The 14167-nt window shown below is 66.4% G+C and carries 17 protein-coding genes; 7 read left to right on the top strand and 10 right to left on the bottom strand.

The genetic code is table 11. The features are described 5' to 3' along the window. Positions 1–127 precede the first annotated feature (127 nt). Positions 128–754 carry an FMN reductase gene (locus C3B78_RS19335; RefSeq protein WP_104999505.1) on the top strand — a complete coding sequence of 209 codons (627 nt, stop codon included), beginning with the start codon at positions 128–130 and terminating at the stop codon, positions 752–754. 59 nt (positions 755–813) lie between these two features. Here C3B78_RS19335 and C3B78_RS19330 read toward each other — a convergent pair whose 3' ends face one another. After that, positions 814–1386: a hypothetical protein gene (locus C3B78_RS19330; RefSeq protein WP_104999504.1), complete on the bottom strand. Its 573-nt coding sequence runs from the start codon at positions 1384–1386 to the stop codon at positions 814–816. A 2-nt stretch (positions 1387–1388) separates the two neighbouring features. Next, a complete protein-coding gene (locus C3B78_RS19325) occupies positions 1389–1664 on the bottom strand; it encodes a hypothetical protein (protein ID WP_104999503.1) in 276 nt (91 codons plus the stop codon). 648 nt (positions 1665–2312) lie between these two features. On the opposite strand from C3B78_RS19325, the gene dnaB reads away from it, so the two are divergent. Next, the gene (gene dnaB / locus C3B78_RS19320; protein ID WP_104999502.1) at positions 2313–3695 is read left to right on the top strand and encodes a replicative DNA helicase; all 1383 of its coding nucleotides are present in this window, start codon (positions 2313–2315) and stop codon (positions 3693–3695) included. A 25-nt stretch (positions 3696–3720) separates the two neighbouring features. Here dnaB and C3B78_RS19315 read toward each other — a convergent pair whose 3' ends face one another. Then, positions 3721–4692 (bottom strand): acyl-CoA thioesterase, encoded by a 972-nt coding sequence (locus tag C3B78_RS19315; protein WP_104999501.1) that lies wholly within the window; start codon positions 4690–4692, stop codon positions 3721–3723. 130 nt (positions 4693–4822) lie between these two features. After that, complete coding sequence (locus tag C3B78_RS19310; RefSeq protein ID WP_104999500.1) at positions 4823–5257, bottom strand: DoxX family protein; 435 nt, start codon at positions 5255–5257, stop codon at positions 4823–4825. A gap of 107 nt (positions 5258–5364) precedes the next feature. On the opposite strand from C3B78_RS19310, the gene C3B78_RS19305 reads away from it, so the two are divergent. The 3 genes from C3B78_RS19305 to C3B78_RS19295 all read left to right on the top strand — a co-directional run bounded on the left by C3B78_RS19305 (position 5365) and on the right by C3B78_RS19295 (position 7838). Then, entirely contained in the window at positions 5365–6717 is a 1353-nt protein-coding gene (locus tag C3B78_RS19305; RefSeq protein WP_104999499.1) for an MATE family efflux transporter, read from the top strand. A gap of 58 nt (positions 6718–6775) precedes the next feature. Continuing rightward, positions 6776–7366 (top strand): hypothetical protein, encoded by a 591-nt coding sequence (locus tag C3B78_RS19300; protein WP_104999498.1) that lies wholly within the window; start codon positions 6776–6778, stop codon positions 7364–7366. A 103-nt stretch (positions 7367–7469) separates the two neighbouring features. Further along, positions 7470–7838 carry a hypothetical protein gene (locus tag C3B78_RS19295; RefSeq protein WP_104999497.1) on the top strand — a complete coding sequence of 123 codons (369 nt, stop codon included), beginning with the start codon at positions 7470–7472 and terminating at the stop codon, positions 7836–7838. Here C3B78_RS19295 and C3B78_RS19290 read toward each other — a convergent pair. Continuing rightward, complete coding sequence (locus tag C3B78_RS19290; RefSeq protein ID WP_104999496.1) at positions 7835–8380, bottom strand: CGNR zinc finger domain-containing protein; 546 nt, start codon at positions 8378–8380, stop codon at positions 7835–7837. The two genes, C3B78_RS19295 and C3B78_RS19290, sit on opposite strands and share 4 nt — an antisense overlap. Before the next feature lie 72 nt (positions 8381–8452). On the opposite strand from C3B78_RS19290, the gene C3B78_RS19285 reads away from it, so the two are divergent. Further along, positions 8453–9490, top strand: coding sequence for an EamA family transporter (locus tag C3B78_RS19285; RefSeq protein WP_104999495.1), 1038 nt, complete (start codon positions 8453–8455; stop codon positions 9488–9490). Positions 9491–9550: 60 nt separating this feature from the next. Here C3B78_RS19285 and C3B78_RS19280 read toward each other — a convergent pair whose 3' ends face one another. Next, positions 9551–9814, bottom strand: coding sequence for a WXG100 family type VII secretion target (locus C3B78_RS19280; RefSeq protein ID WP_104999494.1), 264 nt, complete (start codon positions 9812–9814; stop codon positions 9551–9553). Between the two features lie 213 nt (positions 9815–10027). On the opposite strand from C3B78_RS19280, the gene C3B78_RS19275 reads away from it, so the two are divergent. Further along, positions 10028–10300, top strand: a complete 273-nt coding sequence (locus tag C3B78_RS19275; protein WP_104999493.1) for a DUF2277 domain-containing protein — start codon at positions 10028–10030, stop codon at positions 10298–10300. A gap of 9 nt (positions 10301–10309) precedes the next feature. On the opposite strand, the gene C3B78_RS19270 is transcribed toward C3B78_RS19275, so the two are convergent. The 4 genes from C3B78_RS19270 to C3B78_RS19255 form a co-directional block, all read right to left on the bottom strand. Then, entirely contained in the window at positions 10310–12655 is a 2346-nt protein-coding gene (locus C3B78_RS19270) for a heavy metal translocating P-type ATPase (RefSeq protein WP_104999492.1), read from the bottom strand. A gap of 26 nt (positions 12656–12681) precedes the next feature. Beyond that, on the bottom strand, positions 12682–12918 hold the full coding sequence (locus tag C3B78_RS19265; RefSeq protein ID WP_104999491.1) for a heavy-metal-associated domain-containing protein: 237 nt from the start codon (positions 12916–12918) through the stop codon (positions 12682–12684). Positions 12919–12976: 58 nt separating this feature from the next. Beyond that, positions 12977–13324, bottom strand: coding sequence for a metal-sensitive transcriptional regulator (locus tag C3B78_RS19260; protein WP_104999490.1), 348 nt, complete (start codon positions 13322–13324; stop codon positions 12977–12979). A 286-nt stretch (positions 13325–13610) separates the two neighbouring features. Next, complete coding sequence (locus tag C3B78_RS19255) at positions 13611–14129, bottom strand: universal stress protein (protein WP_104999489.1); 519 nt, start codon at positions 14127–14129, stop codon at positions 13611–13613. Positions 14130–14167: the final 38 nt, after the last annotated feature.

Genomic DNA, 14167 nt, shown 5'->3' with positions numbered 1-14167 from the left:
CTGGCATTGTGCTCGAGGCTGGCGGGACAAGGGAATAACCTGGCACGTTCCCCGGTTTTCCCTTTTGGATGCAAACATGCAAATGCATGTAACTTGTACACGAGCTGCCGAGCAACAGGAGACCGCCATGGAAACCCGCCGTATTACTGTCCTTTCCGCCGGCTTGGGCGTGCCGTCGTCGAGCCGTCTGCTTGCCGATCAGCTCGCCGCCTCGGCCGAGCGGCAGTTGGGTGCGGCCGGCTACAACGCGGCCGTTGACGTCGTCGAACTCCGCGATCTCGCGGTGGACATCGCCAACAACTTCGTCACCGGCTACGCTCCTCCGCGCCTCGCAGAGGTAATCGCAGGGGTGGAAGCCGCCGACGGGATCATCGCCGTGACGCCTGTGTTCAGCGCGTCCTACAGCGGCCTGTTCAAATCCTTCATCGACGTCCTCGACCCCAAGTCCTTGGACGGCAAGGCCGTCCTGCTCGGCGCCACCGGCGGCACCGACCGCCACCAGATGGTCCTGGACTACGCGCTCCGCCCGCTCTTCAGCTACCTGCGCACCAGGATCGCGGCCACAGGTGTCTTTGCCGGCCCTCTGGACTGGGGCACCGCGGACGACGACGGGTCATCCCTTGCCGCCCGCATCGACCGCGCCGCCGGGGAGTTCACCCGCCTGCTTGAGGGGCGGCAGCCGGGCCGGAAGCATGCTGCCATGGAGTCATTGCCATTCGAGCAGCTGCTGGCGGGCATCTCCGGGAACGCCTGAAGTTCCTCGCCGCGAGCGAAGCCAACTTCCAGTGGGCCCCTCCATGGGTGCAGCCGGGCTTAGTCGTCCAGCAGTTCGATGAACTCCCGGGCCTGCTTCATGGAAATATCGGAGTGCCGCGTCAGGGCCGTGGCAGCCGCCTCCGTATCCCCGTTGCGGGCCAGGGTGCGGATCCTGCCGTAGATCTCGTCGTTGAGCATATTGCTGCTGACCTCGCGGGTTACGTCGCCTTTGCTCGCGATGGCCCGGTAGCGATAGGGGAACCGCTGCGGCTCGTCGTCCTCGTCGTCCTCAGTGGACTGCGGCACTGCTTCGGGGCCCCGGTAGGGCTGGGGGTGGGCGGCCAGCGCACCGACGGCATCGCGTGACGCGCGCAGCCCGTCGCCCGTGACCTCGTAGTAGAGCTTGATGGCTGCCATGGCCTGGCCCTGGGCAATAAGGGCGTATAGCCGCCGGTGTTCGTCCTCGGAAAGTTTTGCGGCCGCCTGGCGGGCGAGGTCGGCGGAACTGACGGCCGGCGCCCCGGATGCCGCGCCGGCGGAAGCCCTTCGCCTGCTGATGGCGCGTGCAGCCAGGGAGACTCCGGCAGCCACGGCCAGGAGGATAAGGACAGGGATCACGAGCGATTCCATTTTCATAGCCGTTCTGTGTACTTCCTGGTGGCAGCCAGATCTGAGTGCATCGCCTGGGCGTTCTGGCTTGGCCGCGTAATGGCCTCAAGGCGGGCCCGCGCAGCGGTGGCCGCCTGGACCTGCGCCGCATAGTGCCGGGCTGAGCGTTCGGCGAGGTCACGCTGGTACTTCTCGGCGTCCGAAACGCCCGAATCGCGTGGGCTAAGGGCCGTGGCAAGCCCCCAAATAAGCGCCGCCAAGACGATCGCCGGCAGCAGAACCAGCAGTAGTTCGCCCATATATAGAGCTTATGCCAGTTCCTGTTTATCCACAGCAATATTCACTGTTGTGCATATGTGTTGGCCTGCCGAAGACCAGACGTCCGCACGGGCATATGACGAACGACACGGCCCGTGAACGAACTGGGTCACCGCCCGGTGCCCGGAGACAAACTGTGCCCCGGCGGTGAGACGGGCTGTGGATGAAATTCCCGGAAAGAAATATTTACTCCACATGCCGATGCTAACGTTTCCGCAGGTCAGGGCCCGATTGAACGGCAAAGTTTTTTGCTGTCCACAACCTTTCCCACAGGCTGTGCACAAGCTATGCCCCTTAGTGCACAGGTTGTCCACAGGGCCCGCGCGCCGTTGGCTTTGCAGCAGGAGCGGAGGGGGCTAGCGTAGCGGGGTACCTGTTCTTCAGGGTCCCGCCGGTTCCAACAGCAGCCTGCGGAATCGCCGGATCCGGAAGAAACCGCCCGCTGTGGAAAACCTGTGGATAGTGGGGATAACCCGTGCCTTGCCGTCTGCGGAGGGCATGGCCCGCTTCGTTGTCACACCCCGCGGGTAGACCTGAACGGGTAGCGGTGCGCGGTCTTCGTGCAACGCCACATCAGGATGGATCACCGCCGGGCCCCAGGGTCCCGGCTCATATAGAGGACGGCAAATTTGTCAATCGCGCATCTTGACCCGGTCGAAGCAACCCGCGGATCAGACGCGAGCCGAAAGCCGCCGCAGGACATCCCTGCCGAGCAGTCCGTTTTGGGCGGCATGATGCTGTCCAAGGACGCCATTGCCGACGTCGTGGAGATTCTCCGGGGACAGGACTTTTACCGCCCCGCCCACGAAACCATCTACGAAGCCATCATCGACCTCTACGGCCGCGGCGAACCGGCGGACGCCGTTACCGTCTCGGACGAACTCACCAAGCGTGCCGAGATCAACCGGATCGGCGGCCCCGCCTACCTGCATGAGCTGATCCAGACCGTCCCCACGGCAGCCAACGCCGGCTACTACGCCGAGATCGTTGCCGAGCGTGCCGTCCTCCGGCGCCTGGTAAACGCCGGGACCAAGATCGTCCAGCTGGGCTACGGTTCGGACGGCGAGGTGGAGGACCTGGTCAACCAGGCCCAGGCGGAGGTCTACGCCGTGGCCGAACGGCGCACTGCGGAGGATTATGTGGTCCTCAAGGACGTCATGGAGTCCACCGTGGACGAGATCGAGGCGTCCGGGCACCGCGGCGAGGGGATGACCGGCGTCCCTACGGGATTTTACGAGCTGGATGAGCTCACCCACGGACTGCACCCGGGCCAGATGATCGTCATCGCCGCCCGCCCGGCTGTGGGTAAATCAACCTTCGCCCTGGACTTTGCCCGCTCCGCCGCCATCAAGAACAACCTCTCCACGGTGATGTTCTCCCTCGAAATGGGCCGGAACGAAATCGCCATGCGCCTCCTCTCCGCAGAGGCAACCATCGGACTGCAGGACCTCCGGAAGGGGACCATCAAGGACGAGCAGTGGTCCAAGATCGCCACCACCATGGGCCGGATGAACGACGCCCCGCTGTTCATTGACGACAGCCCCAACATGTCGCTGATGGAGATCCGGGCCAAATGCCGGCGCCTGAAGCAGCAGCACGATCTCAAGCTGGTCATACTGGACTACCTTCAGCTCATGAGCTCCGGCAAGAAGGTGGAGTCCCGCCAGCAGGAAGTATCCGAGTTTTCGCGAGCCCTGAAGCTCCTGGCCAAGGAACTGCAGGTGCCGGTCATCGCACTGTCCCAGCTGAACCGTGGCTCTGAGCAGCGCCAGGACAAGCGGCCCATGGTTTCGGACCTCCGTGAATCAGGATCCATCGAGCAGGACGCGGACATGGTGATCCTGCTCCACCGCGAGGATGTCTATGACAAGGAATCGCCGCGCGCCGGCGAAGCCGACATCCTGGTTGCGAAGCACCGTAACGGTCCCACAAAGGACATCGTGGTGGCCTTCCAGGGCCATTACTCCCGGTTCGCCAACATGGCGGCCGACGCCGGCGGCGGGGGCTTCTAAAAGCCACGCGCAGGCGGCCGGTGGCTTAGCCCTGCGCCAGCAAGTGGTTCGGCAGGCGGTTGCCCGGGGCGGTGCCCCGGATCTCGAGCAGCTCCCGCGCGTGGGCATGCAGCCGCTTGTCCTCCTCGGTGACCGGCACCCAGGAAGGGACAGGCACAGAGTTGCCTTCGGCGTCGCGCGCCACCATCACCGTCAGGCAATAGGTGGTGAGGTTCATGTCGCGGCTCTTGGGATCGCCGGAGCGGACGTGGACTGCGATATGCATGCCCTTCGTCCCCGTGTACACCAAGCGGGCTTCCACCTCCACGACGTGGCCTATCAGCAGCGGCCGGTAGAACCGGACCCCGCCGGAGAACACGGCCACTGTATCCATGCCGCAGTACCGGGAGGCGCAGACGTAGGCTGCCTCGTCGATCCACTTCATGACAATCCCGCCGTGCACTTTTCCGCCCCAGTTCACGTCTGTGGGCGCAGCCATGAAGCGGAGCGTCACGCGTTCGGCCGTGCCCGCATCCGTATATTCCTGGCGGTTCATGGCTTCGACAATCTGTTCCCGCACCTTGATCCGTGCCAGGGCGTGGTCCCGCTGCTCGATCTCCGCCGCGGTGACTGGTTCGTACTGCTGGACCGGGATGGGTTTCCCGTCTTCGCCAACGGCCACGAAGATCACCATGCACTGGCTCCGCATGGTTGCCGGGCCGCCCTTCGGATCTCCGGAGGAGACCACGGTGCGGATGTGCATCGAGGACCGGCCGGTGTAGACGATGGTGGCCTCTACCTCCACCATGTCGCCGCTGTTGACGGGGTCGGCGAAATGGATGTTTCCCACATAGGCAGTCACGCAGTAGGACTTCGCCCACCCCACTGCGGCGGCATAGGCGGCTTTGTCCACCCACTCAAGGACGGTTCCGGCGTCCACCGAGCCGCTGTGTCCCACGTCCATGGGGGCGGCGAGGAAGCGGAGGGTCACGGAGTTGGAGGCAGGCGCACCGGTCATGGTGCGATCATACTGACGCCAGCGGGTTACCCAGCAGTCGGGTCCGCGGGATTAAAAGGCTCGACGGCGGGTGCCCGCCGGAGTGGGCACCCGCCGTCGAGCGGTTCCCGGCTGTGGCCGGAGGTGCGGCTTAGGCCAGGACGGACAACTTGGAATTGCTGCGGCCAAAGAGGGTCCGGTCCACCGAAAGCCGTCCGGCGCCGGTGAGGGCCAGGGCGAAGGCTGCGGCCGCGAGGAGCAGCACCAGCTCGTACCCGCCGTTGGCGGCAAAAACTCCGGCGGAGGCGTGGACCAGGACCAGGGCCCCCAGCATGTCCAGGACCAGGAGGGCTGCAACCACGCGGGTGAGGATGCCCAGGACCAGGGCGAGGCCGCCGGCGAACTCCAGGACGGCGATTGCGGGGGCTGCGATTTCCGCTGCCGGAACACCCATCTTGGCGAACGACGCCTGGGTGCCGGCGATGGTCCATTCGTTGAACTTCTGCCAGCCGTGGGCGGCGAAGAGGAAGCCCAGGATGACGCGGAGGGCAGTGATGGCGGTGGTGGTAAGTCGTGACTGGTTCATGCCGTCCAGTCTTCCGGCCGGATGGTTGAAGTGTCAACTAAAATCGTCACAATGTGTTCCTTGTCATGCGCACAGGCCTGATTGCGGCCGGCGGATAGGCTGGCATTGTGCCCCGCTTACCTGCCTCCACCACTGCCGCGCCATCCAGGGGGCAGCGCCGGGAGATCCTCCGGCTTGCCGTTCCCGCCTTTGGTGCGCTTGTGGCCGAGCCGCTGTTCCTGCTTGCAGACTCGGCCATTGTGGGCCACTTGGGGGTGGCGCAGCTGGCGGGCGTCGGACTCGCCTCGGCGGTGCTCCACACCGCCGTCGGCCTGATGGTCTTCCTGGCCTACTCCACTACCCCTGCCGTGGCCCGCGCCATCGGCGACGGCCAGCCGGGCAAGGCCCTGGCGGCCGGGCGCGACGGCGTCTGGCTGGCACTGCTGCTGGGCCTGGTCCTGGCCGCGGCCGGGTTCCTGGCAGCGGACCCGCTGGTCGGCCTGCTCGGGGCGGAAGGTGAAGTGCGGGGATTCGCCGTCGATTACCTCCGCTGGTCCATGCCCGGGTTGGTGGCCATGCTCCTGATTTTCGCCGGCACAGGCCTCCTCCGTGGCCTTCAGGACACCCGGACCCCGCTGGTGGTTGCCACGGCGGGCTTTGGCCTCAACATCGTCCTGAACCTGTGGCTGGTCTACGGACTGGGCTGGTCGGTGACCGGCTCCGCGGTGGGAACCAGCGTGGCCCAGTGGGCGATGGCTGGCGTATACCTGTTCATCATCAGGGGGAACGCGGTGAGCAGCGGAATCGGCCTGCTGCCAAGCTGGCGGGGGATCCGCAGTATGACACGGGTTGGATCCTGGCTGATGCTTCGCACGCTCAGTCTTCGGATCGCGATCCTGGCCACGGTGCTGGTGGTCACGGCGCAAGGGGCGGTCAACCTGGCAGCCCACCAGCTGGCCATGACCATTTTTTCCTTCCTGGCCTTCGCCCTCGATGCCCTGGCCATCGCCGCACAGGCCCTGATCGGCAGGGAGCTGGGCGCATCAAACGCCGCGAAGGCGCGCCGCCTGACCCGCACGATGATCCGCTGGGGCCTGGGCTTTGGCGTGGTGACCGGTGTGCTCCTGGCACTGGCGGCTCCCTGGGCCGGTGCCCTTTTCACCTCCGATCCCGGGGTGCAGTCGGTTTTGGCCATTGCCCTCTGGGTCCTCGCTGCCGGCCAGCCCATCGCCGGCTATGTCTTTGTGCTGGATGGAGTCCTGATAGGCGCCGGGGACGCAAAGTACCTTGCCTTGGCCGGGGTGCTGAACCTCGCCGTATACGTGCCGCTGTTGACGGCCGTGGCGCTGCCGGGCATATCGGGTGCAGCAGGCCTGGGCTGGCTGTGGGCCGCCTTCGCCCTCGGCTATATGGCTGCGCGCGCCCTGACCCTCGGCCTGCGTGCCCGGTCCGACCGGTGGATGGTGCTCGGTTCGGGGTAGGAGCGGCGGGAACGGGCCCCAAATTCTGCCCACCCATGGCCGCCACTAAACTGGAGCGGTGACGCAACCAAGGACACCCGCAGGCACCACCCCCGGAACCGCCCCCCCGCCAAACCTCTGGCAGCCGGTCCTGCTCCGCGCCGCTGCAGCGCTGGTGTTCGGCGCAGTCACTATCTTTTGGGCAACGCCCTCCGTGGAAGTCATGGGCTGGGCCGGGGGGCTGTATCTTTTGACCACCGGCGTGCTCCTCCTCCGGGGTATCCCGGCAACAGGCTTCCAGCGGAATGCTGCTCCGGGCAAGATGCTCTCGGCGGCAGGCGCAGTGCTGGCCGGCGGGGGGCTTTCCCTGGTTTTGCTGCACGGAGACCTCTTGTTTGGCGTTGTGGCCGCAGCGGGCCTTGGTGTGGCGGGAGCGTTTGAGCTGCTCTGCGGGTTGACGTTGCGCGGCCGCCACGTGCTCTCCCGGGACTGGATCACCTCCGGAGCCATCGGCCTTGGCACCGCAGCCGTGCTGCCGTTCTTCATCGGCCTGGGTGCCCATGCCCTGCTGGGGGTGGTTGGCGGCGGAGCAATTATTTCCGGCGTGCTGTGGGTACTTTCAGGCCTGACGCTTCGGCACGATGCCGGCCACGCCGCCGGAAAGCCGTAAACTAGGAAAGCGCGGTTCTACTCCTTGTAGAAAATTGGCCGGGCAAACCACCGCAATACTTAAACCAGGCCGGCCGGCGTGCCGCCTGCAGGGAGGAACCACCGTGGCAGACCAGCATCCAGGAAAACCGCGCAGGCTGCGGACCTCGGTGAAGGGGCCCCTCATGTTCTCCGCGTTTTGGGCCGTGATCGCCTTCCTTGCCGTGGTCATCTTTGCCTCGGGCGGAAGTGCACGGACTCCGCGCTTCGACCTGGCCTTCACCGCTGCCGGCATCGCCTTCATTGTCACCCTGGTGGTCGCCGCAATGCTCGCCATGAGCTACAAGGAAAACGCCGAGCACCTGGGTAAGGGGTCCGGCGTGAACCTCAGCTCGGCCCGGAAACCCTCCCACGGCTTCGGCGCCCCGGGCCCACAGGAACCGCCCGCCTCCGCCGACCGCCCCGATCAGCCGGACACCCCGGGCGGCCACTAGCTGGAGGCCGCCTGCCGGGCGCGGTAGGCGGCGACATGCGCGCGGTTGGCGCAATTGCCGGTGTCGCAGTACCTCTTTGACCGGTTCCGGCTGAGATCCAGCACGGCGGCGTCGCAGTCCTCTGCTTCGCAGGTCCGCATCCGGTCCGTCTCCTTGCCGCGGATGACGTCCGCCAGTGCCATCGCGGCCTCCGTGCTCATCCTGTCCACCAGCGGGGCTTCCGGTGTGGTGGCGTGCAGGTGCCAGTCCCAGTCGTCGTGCTTGACCAATTGGGGCAGTGCGCGCGCCTCGCGCAGGAGCCGGTTCACCGTGCGGACAGCCGCGTCTTCATCCGCCGTCCACAACTCCGCGAGCTGCCGGCGCAACTCCCGGACGCTTTCCAGCTCCTGCTCATCCCTGGTGCGCGATCCGGTGAAACCCTCGGCCGCCAGGAAGCGGTCCAGGTCCGCCTGGGTAGCAAGGCCTTCGGCCCCATTCGCCGCTGAATTGACCAGGTTCACCACCGTCCTCAGGGCCACCTCGGTGTCAGGGGCAAAAACCATCTTGACTCCTTACAGTGCCGTCCCGTACTGTCATGACCATAACCCCACTTTACTCCTGACAGGAGGTGCTCAATGTCCGCTGCGAGCAACCGCGCGCCCGGCCGCGTGTCCGCAGGCAAGCTGAACTTCCTCGCCTCCGGCCTGGGCATAGCCCTGTTCTCCTCAGCCGTCTTCGGCCTCTCCGGGTCCTTTGCCAAGGCGCTCCTCGAGACAGGATGGTCCCCGGGAGCTGCCGTCACTGCCCGGCTCACGGGCGCAGCCCTGATTCTCGCCGTGCCCGCGTTTTCCGCCCTTAGGGGACGCTGGCACCAGCTGCGGGACAACTGGGGGACCATCCTCCTCTTCGGGCTCATCGGCGTCGCGGCCTGCCAGCTCTTCTACTTCAACGCAGTGGCCAGGCTCTCCGTGGGCGTGGCACTCCTGCTTGAATACCTGGCGCCGGTCATCATCGTGCTGTGGCTGTGGGCCGCCAGCCGGAGGCGGCCGCGTGTCCTGACGTTTGGCGGTACCCTGCTTTCCCTTGCCGGCCTGGTCCTCGTCCTGGACCTCACCGGTGCCGTGAAAATCGACTTCATTGGTGTTCTCTGGGGTATTGCGGCCGCCGTCTGCCTTGCCATGTACTTCTTCATCACGGCCAAGGAGAACGACTCCCTGCCGCCCATCGTCCTGGCCTCCGGCGGGCTGCTCGTGGGTGCGGCCGCTATGTGGCTCTCCGCCGCCACAGGCCTGCTGCCGATGGCCTTCAGCACTGCCCACACCAGGCTCGGCCCCTGGATCACCCCGTGGTGGGTCTCGCTGGCGGGTCTCGTGGTCCTGGCGACGGTCCTCGCGTACGTGTCCGGGATCATGGCCGCGCGGGCGCTCGGATCGAAGGTTGCCTCCTTTGTGTCGCTGACCGAGGTCCTCTTTGCCGTCATCTGGGCATGGCTGCTGTTGGGCGAGCTTCCGGGCGCCATCCAGCTCGTCGGCGGAGCACTGATCGTCGGCGGCGTCATCCTGGTTCGGCTCGACGAACTCCGGGGCCCTGCGTCGGCGGCAGCGGGCGGTAAGGATACGCCCAAGGCGGCGTCCCCGCTGGAACACGCGAACGACGTCGAGCCCGTGCCTTAAAAGCAGGGGGCCCGGACTGGTGTCCGGGCCCCCTGTGCAATAGCTTTCGCAGCCGCGCTGCTAGTTGGAAGCCTGTTCCTGCTGGTCGGCGTTCCGCTTGGCGCGGGTGCTGGCTTCCTTCAGTGCTTCGGCCACCTTGGTCAGCTGGGTGGTGTGGGTTCCGGACCACTCTTCGCGGAACTTGTCCGCGTCCGGTCCCTTCCAGTTGGTGCTGTTCAGCAAGCTGGTGAGATTGGACTTCTGCGTCTCGATCTGTGACGCGCCCTCCTGAAGCTTGCTGCCCAGCTGACGAAGCTGCTGAACGTCTGCACCCCACATGGCCATTGGTTTCTCCTTGTTAGATCGTGGATCCGAACCAGGTCGGCATCCCCCGCGGCCCCCCGGCTCATCCGGAAGATCCATTGCCTAAAACCTACCCCGGCCCGCAAAACAGTGTCGATGGGCACCCCTGCCCATGCCGGACTCCCCCTGGACGGCAGCCCTTGCAAGCCTGGGCAGGGGGTCGATTGGAGGCGCTCCGGAGCCTAGCATGGCTGTATGTGCCGGAATATCCGAACCCTTCACAACTTCGAGCCGCACGCCACGTCCGAGGAGGTCCATGCTGCCGCACTGCAGTATGTGCGGAAGATCAGCGGCAGCACCAAGCCCTCCAGGGCCAACCAGGAAGCCTTCGAGGAGGCGGTCCACGAGATCGCCCACATCACGCAGCATCTCCTTGACTCGCTGGTGTCGCAGGCGCCTCCGAAGGACCGGGAAACCGAGGCGGCCAAAGCCAGGGCCCGCGCCGCAGTCCGGTACGGCGCGGCCTGAACTCCCGGCCTACTTGCCTGGCGACGGTTTTCCGAAGCTCCGCAGCCGCAGCGAGTTGGCCACCACCAGCACAGAACTGGCAGCCATCGCGGCACCGGCGATCATCGGGTTGAGCAGGCCGAGTGCGGCCACGGGGATGCCGACGGCGTTATAGAAGAACGCCCAGAACAGGTTGGTCTTGATGGTGGCCAGGGTCTTCCGGGACAGCTCGATCGCCTGTGCCACCTGGGCAAGGTCGTTGCCCATCACGGTCAGGTCGGCCGCCTCGATGGCCACGTCAGTGCCGGAGCCCATGGCAATTCCGAGGTCCGCCTGGGCCAGGGCGGCTGCATCATTGACGCCGTCGCCTGCCATGGCCACCGTGGCACCGCCGGCCTGCAGCCTGCGCACCGCCTCGACTTTCCCCTCCGGCAGTACCCCGGCGAAAACGTCTTCCTTGCCAATGCCGACGGCGGCGGCCACCTGGGCGGCGACGGCCGCATTGTCGCCCGTGAGCAGGATGGGGCGCAGGCCCAGCACCTTCAAGCGCGCGACGGCGGCCGCGGAGCCTTCCTTGACGGTGTCGCGCAGGCTGATGATGCCGGCGGGAGCGCCGTCCACAACAACCCAAATGGCGGTGGCACCCGTGGCTTCCGCCGCCGACAACGCGGCCTGCTGCTCCTGCGCAAAGGTGACGCCATCCTGCTGCAGCCAGCCCGCGCGGCCGGCAGCAACCAGCCTGCCCTCGACGGTTCCCGAAACGCCCCCTCCGGGCGCGGACCGGAAGCCCTGCACGGCAGGCAGGGCACCGCCGTCGTCCGCTGCGTAAATGCCCTTGGTGCCCCCGCGGGCGGCGGCCGCGATAGCCCTGGCCACCGGATGCTCGGATGCCCCCTCCACGGCGCCGGCCAGCCGCAGCACGTCACCCGCCTCGAACCCCTCGAAGGCCAGCACGCCGTCCACGGCAAGGACGCCAGTGGTTACGGTCCCCGTCTTGTCCAGCAGGATGGTGTCCACGGTCCTGGTGTCCTCCAGGACCTGCGGTCCCTTGATGAGGATGCCCAGTTGGGCGCCGCGCCCGGTCCCGGTCAGCAGCCCAACGGGGGTGGCAAGGCCCAGGGCGCACGGGCAGGCGATCACCAGGACGGCGACGGCGGCGGTAAAGGCCGAGCGCAGGTCGCCACTGCTGAGGTCAGGTCCGGTGAAGAGGAGCCACAGCGCGAACGTCAGCGCGGCGATCCCCAGGACCACGGGAACGAACACGGCGCTGATGCGGTCCGCAAGGCGGGCTATGGGCGCTTTGCCCGTCTGTGCCTGGGATACGAGGCGCGCCATGTGGGCGAGGGTTGTTTCCGAGCCAACACGGGTGGCGCGCACCAGCAGGCGGCCGGACGTGTTGATGGTGGCGCCCGTGACGCGGCTGCCGGGACCTACCTCCACGGGTACCGATTCTCCGGTCACCAGGGAAGCGTCCACGGCCGAATTCCCGTCTGTCACCACGCCGTCGGTGGCAATCTTTTCGCCGGGCCGGACCACCAGGACGTCATCCACCTGAAGCCGGTCGGCCGGGATCCGTTCCTCCTTGCCGTCCCGCAGGACGGTGGCGTCCTTTGCGCCCAGGTTCAGCAGGGCCTGCAGGGCATCGCCGGCTTTCTGCTTGGCATTGGCTTCCAGGTAGCGGCCCAGGAGCAGGAACGTGGTGACGACGGCGGCCACCTCGAAGTAGAGGCCGCCGGCTTCCATGCCTTCCATCCCCGGGTGTTCCGTCATCCGCGGATCTGCCAGCAGCTGCCAGGCGGAGAACAGGTAGGCGGCCGCCACGCCGATGGACACCAGGGTGTCCATGGTGGAAGCCAGGTGGCGCGCATTGATGGCCGCCGCGCGGTGGAACGGCCAGGCCGCCCACGTCACCACCGGCAGTGCCAGGAGCGCGGCCACCCACCCCCAGTGAGGGAACTGGGCCGCCGGGACCATGGACATAACGAAGACCGGGACGGTCAGGACTGCTGCCAGGATCAGCCGGGGGCGGAGCTGCGCGGCGCCGCCGTGGGCCGCGTGGTCGCCGACGGCGGCCCCGCCTGCGGGCAGCACATCGGTTTCTCCGCCGGCAGGGAAAGGCGCTTCCGCTGCCGAAGCCCTGCGAAGCGTGGCCTTGTAACCGGCCGCATTGACGGTGTCTACCAGCTGCTGGTCGGTGACCCCGGCCGGAACGGTCACATGGGCTGATTCGAGGGGGAGGTTCACCGTGGCCTGCACGCCGTCGAGCTTGCCGAGTTTCTTCTCCACCCGGTTGACGCAGGAGGCACAGGTCATGCCCTCAATATCGAGCTCCACCACCCGGGTGCCGGGCTGGTGGAGAAGGTCCTGGCTGCTCATGCGGCTCCCCGTGTCAGTTGTGGTCTCTAGGCTTCGTTGGCGACGACCAGGTAGCCGGCCTCCGCCACTGCCTCGCCGATCTCCGAAGGCGAGAGTTCCTTGCTGGAGGTGATGGTCACCGTGGAAATACCCCCGGCATTCAGTTCGACGTCCACTTCTTCGACGCCCGCCAGGGCTTCCAGTTCTTCGCTGACTGCGGAGACGCAGTGGCCGCAGGTCATTCCGGACACGTTGACGACGGTAGTGGGGGAGGTGGTGCTCATGGCTTGCTCCTTAAGGGGTGGCCGGCGGTGGCCGGCACGTGATCGGGTAATTGGCGGGTCAGCGAAGCAGCCGGCCGATGGCGTCTGCCGCTTCCTTTACCTTGGCGTCGATTGCTTCCGCGCGTGCTGCCGGGTCCGGTTCGGAGGCGGCCCCCACCACGCAGTGGCCGATGTGTTCCTCCATCAGGCCCAGGCTCACCGCGTGCAGGGCCTTGGTAACGGCGGAAACCTGGGTGAGGATGTCGATGCAGTACTTGTCCTCATCCACCATGCGCGCAATGCCGCGGACCTGGCCCTCAATGCGCTTGAGCCTGCGAAGGTATGCGTCCTTATTGCCGGTGTAGCCGTGCGTCGGCGGGTGAGCCGTCCCGGGCCCGGGCGAAACCGCTTCTTCGATGCTGTCCATGGGATCAGGTTATACCCCTCAGGGGTATCGAAACAAGTACCCCCAGGGGGTATCGCCGGAACGGCGTCTACGGCAAAGAAGGCACAAAAAAGCTCCGGAGTGCGTTATTGGGGGATACGCACTCCGGAGCAGCTTTTGGGCATGTCCGGCGGCAATCTTGATTGGGACCGGCCTGCTTGATTCAGCTTACTGGCTGGTAGCGCGGACCGCCAGCGCCCCGAATAACTACTTTCGCTTTATTATCCAAGCTTCTCCAAGGCCTGATCGGAGCCGGACGCCGCCGTTTTTACGGACGGTCTTCGTGGGCGGGCATCCGGTACGGAACCACCAGGACGGGCCTGCTTTGATGGTGGCTGAGCCACGCGCCCACGGATCCATTCAGGGCTTCTGCGAGGCGGTGCGAGAACCCCCGCTCCGAGGTGCCCACGATAATCATCGGCGCATTGATTTCCGCGGCAAGCTGCGAGAGGGCACGTGCGGGATCTCCCGCCAGTGTCCGGAGCGTCCACTTCAGGTTGTCCGCCCCTGCCGGCGCTTTTGCCACCGCAGCTTCTATGACTGCTGTGAGTTCCGAGGTCAGGGACCGGATCTCCTGGTCATCCGCATCCGGATGGAGGGACAGCCGGTGGGCGGAGCGCGCCGGGTCCCACTCCACGAGATAACTGGCCTCGTCCACGTAGGCGCAGACCAGCGGGACGCCCAGCTGCGCGGCGAGGGCTGCAGCGGTCTGGAGGACTTCGGGATGCTGCTTGGGCATGACACCCACCAAGAGGGGGGCCGTGCCGCTAAATCGATCAGACGTCATAGCTCATTGTCCGCCAAGCGAAAGGCCGCTGCACAGGG

Source organism: Arthrobacter sp. PGP41, from assembly GCF_002953935.1.
In the GTDB taxonomy this organism is placed as follows: domain Bacteria; phylum Actinomycetota; class Actinomycetes; order Actinomycetales; family Micrococcaceae; genus Arthrobacter.
Note: the sequence above shows the minus strand (reverse complement) of the source record. Positions and strands in the feature narration are given on the sequence as shown.

Bases quoted from the DNA above. Each gene is read 5' to 3' on its own strand.
- C3B78_RS19325 (WP_104999503.1), bottom strand. From the start codon at position 1,664: ATGGGCGAACTACTGCTGGTTCTGCTGCCGGCGATCGTCTTGGCGGCG.
- C3B78_RS19265 (WP_104999491.1), bottom strand. From the start codon at position 12,918: ATGAGCACCACCTCCCCCACTACCGTCGTCAACGTGTCCGGAATGACC.
- C3B78_RS19270 (WP_104999492.1), bottom strand. From the start codon at position 12,655: ATGAGCAGCCAGGACCTTCTCCACCAGCCCGGCACCCGGGTGGTGGAG.
- C3B78_RS19315 (WP_104999501.1), bottom strand. From the start codon at position 4,692: ATGACCGGTGCGCCTGCCTCCAACTCCGTGACCCTCCGCTTCCTCGCC.
- C3B78_RS19310 (WP_104999500.1), bottom strand. From the start codon at position 5,257: ATGAACCAGTCACGACTTACCACCACCGCCATCACTGCCCTCCGCGTC.
- C3B78_RS19335 (WP_104999505.1), top strand. From the start codon at position 128: ATGGAAACCCGCCGTATTACTGTCCTTTCCGCCGGCTTGGGCGTGCCG.
- C3B78_RS19285 (WP_104999495.1), top strand. From the start codon at position 8,453: ATGTCCGCTGCGAGCAACCGCGCGCCCGGCCGCGTGTCCGCAGGCAAG.
- C3B78_RS19275 (WP_104999493.1), top strand. From the start codon at position 10,028: ATGTGCCGGAATATCCGAACCCTTCACAACTTCGAGCCGCACGCCACG.
- C3B78_RS19330 (WP_104999504.1), bottom strand. From the start codon at position 1,386: ATGGAATCGCTCGTGATCCCTGTCCTTATCCTCCTGGCCGTGGCTGCC.
- C3B78_RS19280 (WP_104999494.1), bottom strand. From the start codon at position 9,814: ATGGCCATGTGGGGTGCAGACGTTCAGCAGCTTCGTCAGCTGGGCAGC.
- C3B78_RS19290 (WP_104999496.1), bottom strand. From the start codon at position 8,380: ATGGTTTTTGCCCCTGACACCGAGGTGGCCCTGAGGACGGTGGTGAAC.
- C3B78_RS19260 (WP_104999490.1), bottom strand. From the start codon at position 13,324: ATGGACAGCATCGAAGAAGCGGTTTCGCCCGGGCCCGGGACGGCTCAC.
- C3B78_RS19255 (WP_104999489.1), bottom strand. From the start codon at position 14,129: ATGACGTCTGATCGATTTAGCGGCACGGCCCCCCTCTTGGTGGGTGTC.